We start from the raw sequence: 16,288 nt of genomic DNA on the forward strand, positions 1-16,288 counted from the left end.
GCCCGCGCCGCCTGTGGTCGTTGCTTCAGTCCGCCTAAACCGCCTCGGCGCCGGAGATGATCTCGATCAGCTCCTTCGTGATCTTGGCCTGGCGGCTGCGGTTGTATTCCAGATTCAGGTCGTCGATCAGTTCGCCCGCATTGCGCGTGGCGTTGTCCATCGCGGCCATGCGCGCGCCCATCTCGCCGGCGGAGTTCTCCAGCAGCGCAGACAGGATCACGGTGTCGACATAGCGCGGCAGAAGCACCGAGAGGATGCTTTCCTCGTCGGGCTCGTAATCATAGACCGCGCCCTTGAGATCGGGGCGCTCGACGCTCTCGTCGATCGCCTCCTTCGCCGGGATCAGCGTCTGCGTGCGCGGCTTCTGCGAGATCACCGAGACGAACTCGGAGCTGATCACCTGGCAGACGTCGAACTCGCCGGCGTCGAACAGGGTGCGGATCTTCTCGCCGATGCGCCCGGCGACCGAGCTGTCGAGGGACTTCACCTCCTTGAGCTCGATCGTCTCGATGATCTTGTCGCTGTGCAGGCGCTTGAGCTGGTCGTAGCCCTTCTTGCCGATGCACAGGATCTTGACGGTCTTGCCTTCAGTGATGAGCGCGGAGATGCGCTCGCGGGCGCGCCGGACGATATTCGTGTTGAAGCCGCCGCACAGGCCGCGATCGGCGGTGGCGACGACCAGCAGGTGGACGTCGTCCGATCCGGTCCCGACCAGCAGGCGCGGCGCCTCGGGACCCGTGATCGCGTTGGAGAGATTGGCCATCACAGCGGCCATCTTCTCGGCGTAGGGACGCGCGGCCTCGGCGGCGTCCTGCGCCTTGCGCAGCTTGGCCGCGGCGACCATCTGCATCGCCTTCGTGATCTTCTGGGTCGACTTGACCGAGTTGATCCGGTTTTTCAGCTCTTTGAGGCTGGCCATGACTGATCCCGTCTGCGCGCTAGCCGAGGATGCGGGCGGCGGCTTCGCCGACCTGAACGCCCGTCACGAAGAGGAGGACGCCCGCGCCGATCGCGACGAGCGTCGCCAGCCCGGCGCGCTCGCGGCGATCGAGGCCGTCCATCCAGTTCGTGAACTCGCGCGTCATCGACATTCCTTCCGATCGCCTACGCGAACGTCTTGGCGAAGGCTTCCACGGTCGACTTCAGTTCGGCCTCCAGCTCGTCGCTAAGCTTCTTCTCGTCGCGGATCTTGCCCAGCAGGTCGCCCTTCTCGGCATGGAGATGGCGCAGGAAGTCGGCCTCGAACCGGCCGACATCCTTCGTCGGCAGATTGTCGAGATAGCCCCGCGTGCCCGCGTAGATCACGCAGACCTGCTCCTCCATCGACAGCGGCGAGAACTGCGGCTGCTTGAGCAGCTCGGTCAGGCGCTCGCCGCGCGACAGCAGGCGCTGGGTGGCGGCGTCGAGATCGGAGCCGAACTGGGCGAAGGCGGCCATCTCGCGGTACTGGGCGAGTTCGCCCTTCATCTTGCCCGCGACCTGCTTCATCGCCTTGGTCTGCGCCGAGGAGCCCACGCGCGACACCGAGATGCCGACGTTCACCGCCGGGCGGATGCCCTGGTAGAACAGGTCGGTCTCGAGGAAGATCTGGCCGTCGGTGATCGAGATCACGTTGGTCGGGATGTAGGCCGACACGTCGTTGGCCTGGGTCTCGATGATCGGCAGCGCCGTCAGCGAGCCTGCGCCGTGCTCGTCATTGAGCTTGGCGGCGCGCTCGAGCAGGCGCGAGTGCAGGTAGAAGACGTCGCCGGGATAGGCTTCGCGGCCCGGCGGGCGGCGCAGCAGCAGCGACATCTGGCGATAGGCGACGGCCTGCTTGGACAGGTCGTCATAGACGATCAGGGCGTGCATGCCGTTGTCGCGGAAATACTCGCCCATGGCGCAGCCGGTGAACGGCGCCAGGAACTGCATCGGCGCGGGATCGGACGCGGTCGCGGCGACGACGATGGAGTATTCCATCGCGCCGTTCTCCTCGAGCGTCTTGACGATCTGGGCCACCGTCGACCGCTTCTGGCCGATGGCGACATAGACGCAGTAGAGCTTCTGGCTCTCGTCGTCGGTCTCGTTGACCTGCTTCTGGTTCAGGATGGTGTCGATGCAGATCGCGGTCTTGCCGGTCTGGCGGTCGCCGATGACCAGCTCGCGCTGGCCGCGCCCGACCGGGATCATCGCGTCGATCGCCTTGATGCCCGTGGCCATCGGCTCGTGCACGGACTTCCGCGGCAGGATGCCCGGCGCCTTGACGTCGACGCGGCGGCGCTCGGCGACGTCCTCGATCGGGCCCTTGCCGTCGATCGGCTCGCCCAGCGCGTTGACGACGCGGCCCAGCAGGCCCTTGCCGACGGGGGCGTCGACGATGGAGCCGAGGCGCTTGACGGTATCGCCTTCCTTGATGCCCCGGTCGTCGCCGAAGATCACGACGCCGACATTGTCGCGCTCGAGGTTGAGCGCCATGCCCTTGATGCCGCCGGGGAATTCGACCAGCTCGCCGGCGCGGACCTCGTCCAGGCCGTAGATGCGGGCGATGCCGTCGCCGACCGACAGCACCTGGCCGACGTCGGAGACCTCGGCCTCGGCGCCGAAATTCTTGATCTGCTCTTTCAGGATCGCGGAGATTTCCGCCGCCCGGATGTCCATGGCCTCAAGCCTCTTTCATCGCGTTGCGCATGCCTTCGAGCTTGGTTCGAAGGGATGAGTCGAACATGCGCGAGCCGACCTTCACGACCAGCCCGCCGATTAATTCCGGCCGCACTTCCGTGCGGATCTCGACATCGCGCCCCAGCGCGGTCTTCAGCGCCGCCTGCAGCTCCTTGAGCTGGGCGGCGGTCAGCTTGTCGGCGCTGGCCACGTCGGCCGAGGTCGCGCCGCGTTCCGCCGCGGTCATGCGCTTGAAGGCGCGGACCATGTCGGGCAGGTCGGCGCCGCGGCCGTTCGCCGCCGCGACGGCGACGAAATTGCGCACGACATCCGACAGGCCGAGCTTCTTGGCGACCGCATCGAGCGCGGCGGCCTTGTCGTCGCGCGCGAAGATCGGACTCTTCACCGCGCGGCGGAGATCGACCGATTCCGCGAACGCTTCGCCCAGCGCGTCGACGTCGCGCTCCGTCGAATCGAGGCTCTCGGCCTCCTGGGCCAGCTCGAACAGGGCGCGCGCATAGCGCTCGCCCGCCTCGCCCGTGATCACGTCTTCGCCGGCAGTCACCGTTCCAGGCCGCTTTCTTCTCGTGATGTGCGCTGCGGGTCCGCTGTGAGCCGCGGAGCAAGCGCTTGAAATTCCGTGACTTTCTGCACGCAGGCGCACAGACCTTACCGGTCGCCCCGCACAGTCCGGCGCTCACCTAGCACAGGGGTATCGGGGCGGCAACCCGCCCCGCTCCGACGTTGCATGCCGCGGGGCGTCAGCGCGACGCCCGGGACGCGCGGCGGTGGTTGCGCGCCAGGATGTTCAGCGTCTCGACCATCAGCGAGAAGGCGATGGCGAAGTAGAGATAGCCGCGCGGGATGTGGAAGCTCAGTCCGTCGGCGACCAGCGCCACGCCCACCAGCAGCAGGAAGGACAGCGCCAGCATCTTGGTCGTGGGATGGCGCTCGATGAAGTCCGAGACTACGTCGGCGGCGAGCATCATCACGCCGATGGCGAGCCCGACGGCGGCGATCATCACCGCGATCTCGTCGGTCATGCCCACCGCGGTGATCACGCTGTCGAGCGAGAACACGATGTCGATCAGCCCGATCTGGAAGACGGTCGCGGCGAATCCGGCCGCCACCGCCCCGTGCGCGTTCTCCTCGGCGTGACCCTCGACGGCGTGGTGGATCTCGATCGTGGCCTTGGCGAGCAGGAAGCCGCCGCCGGCGAGCATGACGAGATCGCGCCAGCTGAAGTCCATGTCGAACAGGGAGAAGGCGGGCCGCTCGAGATGGGCGATCCAGACCAGCCCGATCAGCATCACCACCCGGAAGACCAGCGCCAGCAGCAGGCCGAGCCGGCGCGCCGTCGCGCGGCGCTCTTCCGGCAGGCGGTCGGCCATCACCGCGACGAAGACGATGTTGTCGATGCCCAGGACGATCTCGAGGAAGGCCAGCGTGGCGAAGGAGGCCCACACGGCCGGGTCGGTGAGAAGCTCGATCACGGGGGTCTCCGGCTGCCGCGTCGGCGCGGGATCATGGACGATGGCGCGGACGGCGCAAGACCCGCGGCGCGTTTGCGCGCGCCGACGCGGCTGATAGGGTTAACGCCTTCGCCATGTCGAGGGGGGATACGACATGAATGGCGTCTTCACGGTCTCGGTCCGCTGGCCGCAATTCCTGGCCGGCGTCGCGCTCACCGTCGCGCTGCTCAAGGCGACGGCCTACCTGCCGCCGCAATACTATTTCCAGTTCGTCTTTCTCTGGGACGTCTTCAGCGGAAACCTCGCCGGCAGCCCGGTCGATCTCGCCGTCGCCATCGGGGTGCGCCTCGCCGTGCCGGCGATCGCGGGCTTCGCCGTCGGACTGATCTCGGGCCGCAACGGCGCGATGACCGCCGGGCTGGCCGCGGCGATGGGAACGGCCGTGCTGTGGTGGCCGGTCTTCTTCTTCTGGGATTTCTTCCAGTCGGCGCCCTATGTCGAGATGCGATGGCTCTTCCTGGCCATGTACCTCGCCTACACGGCGAGCTACGGGCTGATCGCCTGGTGGGCCGCGGCGATCTCGAGCGGCGTATGGCGGCTCTTCCCGTCCTCCGCAGAGGAGGAGGCGGGCGGGGTCCGCGCGGCCGGCTCCTTCCTGTCCTTCCTGCACCCGCGCGTGCTGATCGCCGGGGTGGCGGCGAACCTGACGGCGAGCGGCGTGGCGAGCGGAATCCTCAATGTGGCCAACGGCGGCGGCTAGCCTCCTCGCCCTGGCGCAAGCCGAAGCGGCCGATCCCGCGCAAGGGATCGACCGCATCGCCGAACGCCGCGCCGAGGCGATCCTGGCCGGCCCGATATGGGAAAGCCTCGCCGCCTGCCCCGGCGCGCCCGATCCGCTCGCGCGCGCCCTCGTCGCCGTCGAGAGCGACGCCCGACCCGGTTGGGTCCGCGGCCTGGAGCTCGGCTGGGCGCGCGCGGTCATGAGAACGACCGGCGACGCCCCCGATCTCACTCTCGGCCCGGCGCAGATCCGCGTCTCCAAGGCCCGCGCGCTGCGTCCCGACCTCGACGACGACGCGCTTTTGGCCGCGCTTTCCGAGCCCTGCGCGGCGCTCGATCTCGCCGAGGACCTGCTCGATGCGGAGAACGCCGGCGATGAGGAAAGCGCTATCCGCGCCTGGCGGGGACTGGAGGATCAGCATCCGTCCCGCGACCGCCCCGGCGACCGGCTCTACGCCGCGATCGCGCTCAGGCTCGCGGCCGCCGCCTCACAGGAATGAATGCGGCTCAGCAAGGTGCTTAGGATGCCGATGGAGGTAACCCGCGGTTGCGGTCGCGACGGAACGCTGTTTACTCGTTTCAGTTGCAGCAGGTTCGGCGAATTTGAATGTTTGAAGAATGGTTTTCCGCTACCCCCAGCGCTGACGAGAAGCCGTGGGAGGAGTGGTTTGAGGGGATAAGTTCTGCAGACACTTATCCCTATGCATCCGCCATTCCGGATGAGGCTGGTCTATTCGGAGATGGGCTCAAGGCGCTGCTACTGATTCATTTCCGGCCTAACGAGAACCCACCATTTGGCCCAATGATGGTTATGGAGGGGAAACGCACACCTGACGTGTGCGACATTCCCAAAGATCAGTGCCCAACGCTCGTGCAGCTCGCGGGGCGAATTGATGCCGCGGCTCCAAGAACGAGGCTTTCAGACCTAGCTTGGGAAGCAGACAAGTCCATTCGCGAAGCCGCTGAGCAGGCAGTTGCTGGCTATCTAGAAATCATCGACGCTGTCCTAGATGGCCGACTAGCGCACGCGCATTCCGACAGAGGGATAACCTTTCAAACCTGCGGCTTCGTCCGACGAGCGGCGACGATCAGTAGGCAAATCGGGGACGATGAGGTTCTCGCCGAGGTCAGATCCCGCGCTGATAAGACCTTCGAAGCGGCACTCTCAAAGGGATCAGCAATCACGCACGCCCTTGCCCTAGGAACAAACCTAGGCCTTCTGACAAATCTCACTGAACGAGCCGAGGCAACGCTCGAGGCCACTGAGGGAGCCGACGACTTATTTACTGCTAGGGACTATTGCGTCGCAGCACGACAGGCATTTGCGCGCTCAGAAGATAATGAAAAGGAAACACAAGCAGCCCTCAAAGCTAGCAGCATTTCCGAGCAAATTGCTCGTACATCGACCTCAGCGATGTTCGCGAGCATGTGGCTTCAAACGGCGCTAGATGATTTACAAGGGATTCGTGACCAGAAGAATAGAAAAACTGAGCTATATAAAAAGCTGATAATTGCTCAAGAAGATTCAATGGAAGAATTTGCTTCTATTGGCGGAAAAACCGATATAACTGAACTTGTTGAGACAACCCGGGACGGACTTAGCGGCCTCTCCGGAGATGAATTTCTATTAGCATTATTTTCTATAACAAAACCGATATCTATAGAGCATCTTCATGAAGAAGCAAAAAAACAAGCAGCTCAATTTCCTCTTGCCACAATTTTCACACCTGAAATTGTAGATGACTCAGGTCGTGTAATCGCCAAACAACCCTCGAAAGATCATCCATCCGGAATACCCACTGAACTATTACACTCTGTATTCAGATACATGGCCCTCAACTATAATGTTGTTGCTGCTGGGCAAATAAATATAGCAAGACAAATTGCAGCCGCGTCTGAAATTGTTTATAGAACAGATATTGATTCACTTATTAAAAGCTCACCGTTTATACCATCAATTCATAGGTATAAGTTTGTACTAGCGTTAAAGTATTTTATGTCTGGCGAAGATTTAATATCAGGAGGCCTTATTTTGCCATGTTTCGAAGATTGTTTGCGTCATATCCTTCGATCACAGGGGATCGAAACTTCAAAGCGTCATTCTGATGGCACTCAGAAACTCGCCACATTGTCGAAGGTTATTGACCATTATCGAGATGCCCTAGAAAGAACTTTTGGTGTTGACTGGGTCTTCGAAGCGGAAGCGCTATTCGCTAATCCATTGGGGCAGCGGCTTCGACACGATTGGGCGCACGGCCGCGTGTCAGATGGTGCCGCTTATTCAAACCAATTCACATACGCAAATTGGTTCATACTCCGAGCAGCCCTCCTTCCAACACTCGTAAATCGCGTTCAGAGCGAGGCGGTGGATGAGGGCGCCGCCTCACAGGAATGAATGCGGCTCGATGTCGATGCTGGCGCGGATGCTGGACGGGGTTTTGAAGCGCTCCGCCCAGGCGCGCATATAGGCCGAGACGTCGACCTGGCGGTCGGCCTGGACGAGGAAGCGCCGCCGCCAGCGTCCGCGCACCACGCCCAGCGGCGGCTCGGCCGGGCCGAACACCTCCACGCCCTCGGCCAGCGGGGCGGCGGCGGCGATCTCCTTCGCTGCGCGGTCGAGCGTGGCGGGATCCGGCCCCGACAGGATCAGGGCTGCGAGCCGGCCGAAGGGCGGCAGATTGAGCTGCTCGCGCATGAAGCGCTCGGCGTCGAGGAAGGCCTCGCGGTCGCCGGCGACGAGGGCGGCGATCGCCTCGTGCTCGGGCTGGTGGGTCTGCAAGAGCGCGCGGCCCGGCCGGTCGGCGCGGCCCGCCCGGCCCGACGCCTGGACGAGCGTCTGGAAGGTCCGCTCGCCGGCGCGCAGATCGCCCCCGGCCAGGCCGAGATCGGCGTCGACGACGCCGACCAGCGTCAGGCCCGGAAAGTTGTGGCCCTTGGCCGCGACCTGGGTGCCCACGAGGATGTCGATCTCGCCGGCCTCCATGCGTTCGACCAGCGCGCGCACCGCGTCGGGTCCCTGGGCGGTGTCCGACGAGAACACCTCGACGACCGCGTCGGGAAAGCGCCGGCGGGCCTCCTCGGCGACGCGCTCCACGCCGGGCCCCACCCCGGTGAGGCTGTCCTCGGCGCCGCACTCGGGACAGGTCTTCGGCTTGGGCATGGAGAAGCCCGTGACGTGGCAGACGAGCCGGCCGGAATAGCGATGCTCGACCAGCCAGCGATCGGCCTCCGGGCTCTTGAGCTTGTGGCCGCAGGCCTTGCACAGCACCAGCGGCGCGAAACCGCGGCGATTGAGATAGAGCAGGACCTGCTCGCCGCGTTCGAGCGTGTCGCCCATCGCCGCGACCAGCGGTTCGGACAGCCAGTCGCCCTTTTCCGGCGGGAATTCGCGCAGGTCGATGGTGTCGATCTCGGGCAGAACGGCGACGCCGGCGCGCGCGGGCAGGCGGATATGGACGTAGCGGCCGGCCTCGGCGTTGACGAGGCTCTCCAGCGAGGGCGTGGCGCTGGCCAGGATGGCGAGCGCGCCCTCGAGCTTGGCCCGCGCCACGGCGAGATCGCGGGCGTGATAGGCCAGTCCCTCGTCCTGCTTGTAGGTCGGATCGTGCTCCTCGTCGACGACGATGCAGCGCAGGTTCGAAAACGGCAGGAACAGCGCCGAGCGCGCCCCGGCGACGATGCGCGCCCGGCCGGTCGCGACCTCGCGCCAGGTCCGCCGCCGCGCCTTGTCGCCGATGCCGGAGTGCCATTGCGCGGGCCGCGCGCCGAAGCGCTCCTCGAAGCGGTCCATCACCGCCTGGGTGAGCGCGATCTCGGGCAGCAGGACGAGGATCTGCGCCTCGGGTTCGCGGCGCAGCAGCTCGGCGATCGCCTCGAAATAGACCTCGGTCTTGCCCGAGCCGGTCACGCCGTCGAGCAGCGCGGCCTGGAAGCCGCCCGCCGAGACGAGCCGCCTGAGCGTCACCGCGGCGGCCTCCTGGGTGTCGCTGAGCGCCACGCCCTCGCGGTTGGGGTCGGGGGCGTCGAAGGGCGGATCGAGGGGGACGTCCTCTGCGGCGAGCGCGCCGAGCTCGGCCAGCCCCTTGACCACCGAGGCCGACACGCCGGCGGCGCGCGCCAGCGCGGCCGCCGTCATCGGCGCCTCCGCCGCGGCGGCGAGCACGGCCTCGCGGGCGGGCGTCATCCGGCCGGGCGTCGCGCCGGTCGGGCGATAGACGGTCTCCACGGGCGAGGGACGCAGCGCGGCGGGGCTTCTCAGCACCGATCGCAGCACCACGCCGGGCGGCTCGACGAGATAGCGCGCCGCCCAGTCGACGAAGGTCCGCACGCCGTCGGCCAGGCGCGGACCCCCGGTCGCCGCCTCGATCTCCTTTAGTTGGCGTGACCCGTCGTCTTCGCCGAGGCGCCAGACGACGCCGGGGACCGAGCGTCCGCCCAGCGGCGCGATCACGTGATCGCCCGGCGCCAGCCGCATCCCCTCGGGGATCGCGTAGTCGAACGGCTCCGGCAGCGGCAGCGGGAACAGGACCGAGGCGGTCGGACGGGGTCGGTCGGCGGCGGTCACGGGGCGGGATCGGCTCCTGGCGAGGGACGCGAGCCTAGCAGGCGAATCGGTCAATCGCCGGTGGTTAACGCATTAACAAATCTGTTCTGCGATGAAGGACGCGTCTTTTCCACCGGAGCCTTCCGCGCATGACCGACACCTCCGCTTCCGAACCCGCGCCGCTGCGCCTCGTCGATCCCGCCGCCGTCGCCGACGAGGGCGACCCCTCGCTCGCGATTCCCGAAGAGGACGCCGGAGCCGACGCCGTCATCGATCTGCACGCCGCCGCGCGCGGCCGGCTGGAAGCCGAGATCGGCCGGCTGAAGGCGACCAACGAGGCGCTGGTCTCGCTGGCCAAGTCCAATCTCGCCGCCCAGGCCCAGACCCACGCCGCCGTGCTGGCGCTGTTCGAGGCCGAAACGCTGGCCGCGCTGGACCGCAAGCTCGCCGGCCGCATCGCCGAGACGCTCGGCGTCGAGACGGTGCGCGTCTTCATCGAGGGCCATGCGCCGCTGAAATCGGCCGAGGCCGTGCTCGGCGCGGCGCCGGAGCTCGTCGGCGCCCTGCTCGGCGATCACGCCGAGCGGCTGGGCCCGGTCGACCGCCGCTTCGCCGACGCGCTCTACGGCCCGCAGGCCGCCCGCATCGAATCCGAGGCGCTCGCCCGGCTCGAGATCGCCGGACACGAGGGCGTGCTCTGCCTCGGCGCGCGCGAGCGCAGCGCCTTCCAGGCCGACCAGGGCGCGGACCTGCTGCACTTCCTGGCCCGCGCCGTCGAGCGCCGGATCACGCCATGGCTGCGGAGCTGAACGCGCCCGATCCGACAACGGACATCGCCGCCGACGCGGCGATCGCAAGCTTTCTCGCCCATCTGTCCGGGGAACGCCGGCTGAGCCCGCGCACGGTCGAGGCCTATGGCCGCGATCTCTCCGGGCTCGCCGAGTTCCTGACCGGCCATCTCGGCGCGCGCCCGCGGCTGGCCGATCTCGCCGGGCTGGAAAGCGCCGACTGGCGCGCCTGGCTCGCCGACCGGCGCCGCGACGGCGTCGGCGCCCGCACCCTGCAGCGCGGCCTGTCGGCGGTGCGCAGCTTCTTCGCCTACGCCCGCCGGCGCTGGGGCGTGGAGAACGCCGCGCTCGGCCTGGTCGAGGCGCCAAAAGCCCCGCGCCGCGCGCCGCGCCCGGTGAGCGAACCCGCCGCGAAGGCGCTGCTCGCCGACGTGCTCGAAGCCGACGGACCGGAATGGACGCGCGCCCGCGACGCCGCGGTGCTGTCCCTGCTCTATGGCTGCGGGCTCAGGATCTCCGAGGCGCTGGCGCTCACCGGCGCGGACCATCCCCTGCCCGAGACGCTGAGGATCGCCGGTAAGGGCGGCAAGACGCGCATCGCCCCGGTGCTGCCCGCCGTCCGCGACGCCGTGGAGCGCTATGCGGCCGCCTGCCCGTTCGACCTGGCCCGCGACGAACCGCTCTTCCGCGGCGCGCGCGGCGGGGCGCTCGGACCGCGCGCGGTGCAGAAGACGATGGAGCACCTGCGTTCGCGGCTTGGCCTCGCCCCGAGCGCGACGCCGCACGCCCTGCGCCACGCCTTCGCGACGCACCTGCTCGCCCATGGCGGCGATCTCAGGACCATCCAGGAGCTGCTCGGCCACGCCTCGCTGTCGACGACGCAGCTCTACGCCGATGTCGAGGCGAGCCGGCTGATGACGATCCACGCCGCCACGCACCCCCGCGCGCGAAAACGGCGCGGCTGAGCGCCGCGCCGTCTCCGTCACGGAAGTCGCGAAGGCCTATTCGGCCGGTTCGTTCGTCACCGTCAGGCCGAGCCGCTCGGCGTCCATCGCGTTCGGGTCGGCCATGATCTCGCCGACCGAGACCGGCTCGTCGGGGGCCACCGAGACCAGCAGCGCGCCGCCCTGGTTGATGAAGCCGGTGAGCGCCTGGCCGAGCGAGGCCACCAGCGCCTGCGGCGCCTCGGCGGACGCGGCCATCAGGCCCATGCCGACCATGGCGGCAGCCTGCATGCGCAGCTCCTCCGGCGTCACGCCCTGGGCCTCGGCGCCGGCCTCGAGCGCGCGGTCGAGCAGCGAGCGGTCCTCAAGGCGCATGGAGAAGCTGTGGACCAGCAGCGGCTCGAACACCTCGGGCGGAAGCTCGCCCGCGTCGAGATCGCCCTCGGCCATCGCGGCGAGATAGCGCTCGGTGTATTCCGTCACGCCGCCGAAATCCTGCTCGAAGCTGAGCCGGAAGCCGTCGCGCATCTCGAAATAGTTGTCACCCTCGGTGCGCACGCGGTCGTCGGACGGGTCGTAGACGCTCTCGGCGGCCATCGAGAAGTCGAGGCTCTCATAGCCGAGCCGCTGCAGGCCGTCGGCGAGTCGCGCGCCCATCGGCAGGTCCGGGTTGGCGCTGAGCGTCATCGAGGGCATGGCGGCCGTCGAACGCACCGCGCCGCGGCGCTCGTTCACCTCGCCTGAGAACTCCGGCATGGCGATGATCACGCCGCCGGCGTCGACGTCGAGGCCGCGCACGGCGAACATGTCGTAGACGTCGGCGGGGTTGAACGGATTGGCGAGGTTCACGTTCGGCGCGTCGGCCTTGGCGCCGTCGGCGATCTGGCCGCGCGCGCTTTCGGCGATGGTGCGCACATAGGCCGAGGACAGCCCCTCGAGCACGACCTCGTCGAGCGTGACCGTGACCGGTCCGGTTTCCTCGTCGTCGGCCTCGAAGCGGAAACCGCCCATATCGAAGCGCGCCAGCGTCTCGCCGTCGAACCCGTCGAAGGCGAGCCCGGCGAGCTCCATCCGGGCGTTCTCGCCCTCGGGCGCGACGACCGTCAGCCCGGTCATCGAGACCTCGGCGAAGCGGTAGCCGGCGAGCTGCTCGTCGGTCAGGCCCTCCGCGTCGGTCTCGTTCTCCGCGCCGGTGAAGAAGTCGGCGACCTGGCGAGCGAGGAACTCGCCGGGCCGGTCGATGACGAAATGCTCCAGCGAGACCTCGCCGTCGGAATCGGTCATGCCGGCGTTCTCGAGCTCCAGCCGGTCGAACATCACCATTTCGTCCTCGACGCGCGGCGCGGACAGCACCAGCGTCTCCACGGTCAATGGCGCATCGGCCTCCTCGGTCTCGAAGGTGAAGCCGGAGAAGGTGTAGGTCCCGTCGGCGAAGCTGCGCTCGTCCCAGCTCGCGCGGCCGGGCTCGGCCAGCCCCATCGCGGCCAGGCCGGCCTCGGCCTCGGCGGCGGAGACCTGGGTGGCCGCGGCGCGGTCGCCGCGATCCTCGTCGGCGGAGTCCTCGCCGCAGGCGGCGAGGGCGATGGCGAGCGCGCCGGTGACGGCGTAGGCGGCGAGTTTCATGTCGTCTGTCCCCTTCATTGGCGTGGCCGGCGGCGGCCGGCCGGATTCGCCGCGGACAATAGCGCGGCGGGTTCGGTTTGGCATCAGACGAGAACGCGCGATGACAAACGCGACGTTCATGTTCCTATGATCGTTCAGCCCCCCAGCCGCTCGAGCAGCGCGCCGATGGGATCGCCCTCGCGGGCCGGGCGCTCAGCCGCCGGGGCTTCGTCGCCGCGTTCGGCGACATAAGGCGCGGGCTCGACCTGGCCGGGATAGATCGGCGCCGAACCCATGAAATCCGCGAAGATGCGCGCCGGTCCGGCGCCGCCGACGGCGTGGTCGGTGGGCGAGCCGTCGTCATTGCCCGTCCACACCGCCGCGACCAGCCCCTCCGACCAGCCGGCGAACCAGGCGTCGCGGAAATCGTTGGTGGTGCCCGTCTTGCCGCGGACCTGGCGGCCGGGCACCTGCGCGCCGCGGGCGGTGCCGTAGCGGCCGGCGGCGTCGAACAGCCGGTTCATGTCGGCGATCACGCGCGAGGCAATGATGGTCCGGCCGGGAGCCGGTTCGCGGCGCCAGAGCACGCGCCCGTCGGTCGTCTCGATGGACTCGATGGCGTGGACGGCGACGCTGCGGCCGCCATTGGCGAACGGCGCGTAGGCCGATGCCAGCTCGAGCGGGGTGACCTCGTAGGCGCCCAGCGCCAGCGAGCGCGTCGGCTGCAGCGGGCTCTCGATCCCGAGCCGGCGGGCGGCGCGCTGGACGTAATGCCGGCCGGTCGCCTCGGCGAGCTGGACGGCGATCACGTTCGACGACCGCGCGAAGGCGCGTTCGAGGCTCATCTCGCCCTCGTAGGTGTCGCCGTAATTCTGCGGCGACCAGTCGCCATAGGCGATCGGTCCGTCGAAGAAGCGGTCGTTCGGCTCGTAGCCGGACTCGAAGGCCGCCGCATAGACGAAGGGCTTGAAGGCCGAGCCCGGCTGGCGGCGCGCGCTGACGGCGCGGTTATAGGGAGAACTCGCATAGTCGCGGCCGCCGACCATCGCCACCACGCCGCCGCTCAGGTCGAGCGCGACCAGCGCGCCGGTCTCCGCGCCGCGGGCGAGCTCGGGATCGGCGAGGCCTGCGGCGAGCGCGTCCTCGGCGGCGCGCTGGGCGTCGACGTCGAGCGTGGTGCGCACGACGAGATCGCCGTCATAGTCGGTCACGCGCTCGCGGACCTCGGCGGCCGCCCAGTCGGCGAACCAGCCCGCGCCCGGGCTCGACGCGCCGCGCGACACGCGGATCGGCGTCTGCGCCGCGGCGATGCGCTCGTCCTCGGTGATCCGGCCGCTGGCGTGCATGAGGTCGAGCACGACGGTCGCGCGCACCGCGGCGCGGCGGGCGTCATTGGTCGGCGAATAGCGCGAGGGCGCCTTGAGCAGGCCCGCCAGCAGCGCCGCCTCGCCCAGCGTCAGATTGTCGGCGGGCTTGCCGAAATAGCGCCGGGCGGCGGCGTCCGCGCCCCAGGCGCCGGCGCCGAAATAGACCCGGTTGAGATAGAGCGCGAGGATCTCGTCCTTCGAGTAGCGGCGCTCGAGCTCGAGCGCGAGCAGCATCTCGCGCGCCTTGCGCCGGTAGGAGCGCTCCGGGGTGAGGAACAGGTTCTTGGCCAGCTGCTGGGTGATGGTCGAGCCGCCCTGGACGACCCGGCCGGCGCGGATATTGGCGATCAGCGCGCGCGCCGTGCCGCGCAGATCGACGCCGTGATGGTCGTAGAAGCGCCGGTCCTCGACGGCGAGCACGGCCTCGACCAGCGTCTCGGGCAGGTCGTCGGCGGTGATCGCCTCGCCGGCGCCGTCGCCGCGCGTGGTGATCATGCGGTCATGGCGGTCGAGGAAGGTCACCGCCGCGGTGCGCGGCCGGGTCTCCAAGGAATCGATGTCGGGCAGCCCGAGCGCCAGGCCGAACAGGGCCGCGGCGACGAACAGCCCGCCGAACACAACGGCCAGGCCGAGCGCCTTCGCCGCGGTCGGTGCATGCCGCCGCACGCGCCGCATGATGCGCCCGCGCGCAGGCGCGCGCCGACGCGGCCGCGCGCGGCGCGGGACGCCGCGCCGGGTCGGGCGCTTTCGCGATGTCGGGCGTCGGGCCATGGCCGCTCCGGAGACGGGAGAGCGTGACCCTCGGATCACACTGTGGCGCGGTTAAGGCGGCGTGAACCCTGCGGCGAACGCAGGCGCGGCTTGCTACGGGCCGTCATGACGTCGATCAACGCCGCAGCGTTCATCAGGAGGGGCCCATGCCGGCGCATCGCGCACGCAATCCGATCGACCTCGTCATCCGCGCCGCCGCGCTCGCCGGCCTCGCCGCGACGCTGTCGGGCTGCGCGCTCGTCTTCCCCGAGGGCGACACGGTCTGCCCCGACCAGGGGCCGAACTCGCCGAGCTGGCCCTATTGCGGCCCGGCCGAACCCGGCGGACCCCAGCCGACCAGCGGACCGCGGCCGGTCCCGTCGGGGACCGATCCGGGATAGGGCGAATCTGAACGGGCGATGAGCGGACCGTTCGGCTCGCGTTCGGGCGTGGTATGATGGGCTCGCTTCCGGGCTGAGGAGGACGCCGCCATGCCTGAATCCGAATTCGCCGCGCTCCCCGTCGAGGTGCAGATCGTCGCCGTGGCGCTGGCCGCGAGCCTGATCGTCGGGATTCCGGTCCGCCTGTTCGGCCTGGCCGCGACGATCGGGGGCTTGCGTCTCGCCTTCGGCTTCGCGCGCCGGCATCGATTCACGGTGCTCGTCATCGCGCTGGTCGGCGCCGGCGCCGGGCTGTGGTCGCTGGAGTCGATCCGCGAGCTGGTCGGCGGGCTGATCTTCTAGTCCGCCTCGTCCGTCGCCGCGTCGGCGTCTCCGTCGATGGGAGCCGGCGCGTGTTCGTGAACGGTTTCGGCCTCGCCCTCGACGGCCTCGAGGAAATCGAAGCCCATCTCGCTCCCGCCGCCATAGGCGCCGTGCTCGTACTCGCGCGACTGGACCTCGAACCAGTCGACGAGATGTTCGTGCAGGTGGACGAAGAACGCCTCCAGCTGCGCGTCATCCACGGGCAGGGTGAAGGTGAAACGCTCCCCGCCGCCGGGATAGACGTCGAAGGCCGGCCCGTTCTTCGCCGCAGTGAGCACCACGCGCATCCAGTCGCCGGTCTCGGAAACCCGCACCGCCACGCCGAAGCTGATCGGCTGGAGCGGCAGGAAGCGCCGCCCCGACACGGAGAACGCGCCCGAGCGGTAATCGGTCGGCGACCACGGCCCCTTCGGCGGCACGAGATAGGCGCAGCGCTGCTCGCCGCAGCCCGACAGCCAGCGGCAGAAACCGCTCGCGATCGCTTCGCCGAGCGAGCGCACGCGTGAATAGTTCTCGAGCGCGGCGTCGCCGTAGCGCGCCGCCGCACGGGCGAGCGCATCGGCGGGGGTCTCGTCCTTTCGCGTCTCCGGGGACTTGTCGTTCACCGCCGGCTCCCTTCAGTGTGGGTTAAAGGCCCGAGC

16 protein-coding genes are annotated in these 16,288 nt (G+C 68.6%); 7 read left to right on the plus strand and 9 right to left on the minus strand.

Annotated elements, in window-relative coordinates:
* Positions 1-34: 34 nt before the first annotated feature.
* The 5 genes from DDZ18_RS01025 to DDZ18_RS01040 form a co-directional block, all read right to left on the minus strand.
* Positions 35-919: a F0F1 ATP synthase subunit gamma gene (locus DDZ18_RS01025; protein ID WP_109251496.1), complete on the minus strand. Its 885-nt coding sequence runs from the start codon at positions 917-919 to the stop codon at positions 35-37.
* Between the two features lie 19 nt (positions 920-938).
* Positions 939-1,085, minus strand: coding sequence for a hypothetical protein (locus tag DDZ18_RS13840; protein ID WP_158272025.1), 147 nt, complete (start codon positions 1,083-1,085; stop codon positions 939-941).
* A gap of 19 nt (positions 1,086-1,104) precedes the next feature.
* Positions 1,105-2,637, minus strand: a complete 1,533-nt coding sequence (atpA, locus tag DDZ18_RS01030; protein WP_109251497.1) for a F0F1 ATP synthase subunit alpha — start codon at positions 2,635-2,637, stop codon at positions 1,105-1,107.
* Between the two features lie 4 nt (positions 2,638-2,641).
* Entirely contained in the window at positions 2,642-3,202 is a 561-nt protein-coding gene (locus tag DDZ18_RS01035) for a F0F1 ATP synthase subunit delta (RefSeq protein ID WP_109251498.1), read from the minus strand.
* A gap of 196 nt (positions 3,203-3,398) precedes the next feature.
* Positions 3,399-4,130, minus strand: coding sequence for a TerC family protein (locus DDZ18_RS01040; RefSeq protein ID WP_109251499.1), 732 nt, complete (start codon positions 4,128-4,130; stop codon positions 3,399-3,401).
* 133 nt (positions 4,131-4,263) lie between these two features.
* On the opposite strand from DDZ18_RS01040, the gene DDZ18_RS01045 reads away from it, so the two are divergent.
* The 3 genes from DDZ18_RS01045 to DDZ18_RS13640 all read left to right on the plus strand — a co-directional run bounded on the left by DDZ18_RS01045 (position 4,264) and on the right by DDZ18_RS13640 (position 7,284).
* On the plus strand, positions 4,264-4,869 hold the full coding sequence (locus tag DDZ18_RS01045) for a hypothetical protein (protein WP_109251500.1): 606 nt from the start codon (positions 4,264-4,266) through the stop codon (positions 4,867-4,869).
* Entirely contained in the window at positions 4,847-5,389 is a 543-nt protein-coding gene (locus DDZ18_RS01050; RefSeq protein ID WP_109251501.1) for a hypothetical protein, read from the plus strand. The genes DDZ18_RS01045 and DDZ18_RS01050 overlap by 23 nt, the downstream gene beginning before the upstream one ends.
* Positions 5,390-5,496: 107 nt before the next feature.
* Positions 5,497-7,284 (plus strand): DUF7380 domain-containing protein, encoded by a 1,788-nt coding sequence (locus DDZ18_RS13640; RefSeq protein WP_146190580.1) that lies wholly within the window; start codon positions 5,497-5,499, stop codon positions 7,282-7,284.
* Here DDZ18_RS13640 and DDZ18_RS01055 read toward each other — a convergent pair.
* Positions 7,273-9,453, minus strand: a complete 2,181-nt coding sequence (locus tag DDZ18_RS01055) for a primosomal protein N' (RefSeq protein WP_109251502.1) — start codon at positions 9,451-9,453, stop codon at positions 7,273-7,275. The two genes, DDZ18_RS13640 and DDZ18_RS01055, sit on opposite strands and share 12 nt — an antisense overlap.
* Positions 9,454-9,581: 128 nt before the next feature.
* Here DDZ18_RS01055 and DDZ18_RS01060 point away from each other — a divergent pair, with 128 nt between their 5' ends.
* Together DDZ18_RS01060 and DDZ18_RS01065 are read left to right on the plus strand one after the other, a co-directional pair.
* Entirely contained in the window at positions 9,582-10,241 is a 660-nt protein-coding gene (locus DDZ18_RS01060; RefSeq protein WP_109251503.1) for a DUF484 family protein, read from the plus strand.
* Positions 10,226-11,185 carry a tyrosine recombinase XerC gene (locus DDZ18_RS01065; protein ID WP_109251504.1) on the plus strand — a complete coding sequence of 320 codons (960 nt, stop codon included), beginning with the start codon at positions 10,226-10,228 and terminating at the stop codon, positions 11,183-11,185. Before DDZ18_RS01060 ends, DDZ18_RS01065 begins: the two co-directional genes overlap by 16 nt.
* Before the next feature lie 36 nt (positions 11,186-11,221).
* On the opposite strand, the gene DDZ18_RS01070 is transcribed toward DDZ18_RS01065, so the two are convergent.
* Both DDZ18_RS01070 and DDZ18_RS01075 read right to left on the minus strand, forming a co-directional pair.
* Entirely contained in the window at positions 11,222-12,787 is a 1,566-nt protein-coding gene (locus tag DDZ18_RS01070) for a hypothetical protein (protein ID WP_109251505.1), read from the minus strand.
* A gap of 134 nt (positions 12,788-12,921) precedes the next feature.
* Complete coding sequence (locus tag DDZ18_RS01075; protein WP_233245659.1) at positions 12,922-14,808, minus strand: transglycosylase domain-containing protein; 1,887 nt, start codon at positions 14,806-14,808, stop codon at positions 12,922-12,924.
* A 242-nt stretch (positions 14,809-15,050) separates the two neighbouring features.
* Here DDZ18_RS01075 and DDZ18_RS01080 point away from each other — a divergent pair, with 242 nt between their 5' ends.
* Both DDZ18_RS01080 and DDZ18_RS01085 read left to right on the plus strand, forming a co-directional pair.
* Positions 15,051-15,284, plus strand: a complete 234-nt coding sequence (locus DDZ18_RS01080) for a hypothetical protein (protein WP_109251507.1) — start codon at positions 15,051-15,053, stop codon at positions 15,282-15,284.
* Between the two features lie 90 nt (positions 15,285-15,374).
* Positions 15,375-15,626 (plus strand): hypothetical protein, encoded by a 252-nt coding sequence (locus DDZ18_RS01085; protein WP_109251508.1) that lies wholly within the window; start codon positions 15,375-15,377, stop codon positions 15,624-15,626.
* Here the strand turns inward: DDZ18_RS01085 and DDZ18_RS01090 are convergent.
* Positions 15,623-16,252: a hypothetical protein gene (locus tag DDZ18_RS01090; RefSeq protein ID WP_109251509.1), complete on the minus strand. Its 630-nt coding sequence runs from the start codon at positions 16,250-16,252 to the stop codon at positions 15,623-15,625. The genes DDZ18_RS01085 and DDZ18_RS01090 overlap by 4 nt on opposite strands.
* Positions 16,253-16,288: the final 36 nt, after the last annotated feature.

Origin of the sequence: Marinicauda salina (assembly GCF_003122085.1) — a bacterium.
GTDB classification, from domain to species: domain Bacteria; phylum Pseudomonadota; class Alphaproteobacteria; order Caulobacterales; family Maricaulaceae; genus Maricicauda_A; species Maricicauda_A salina.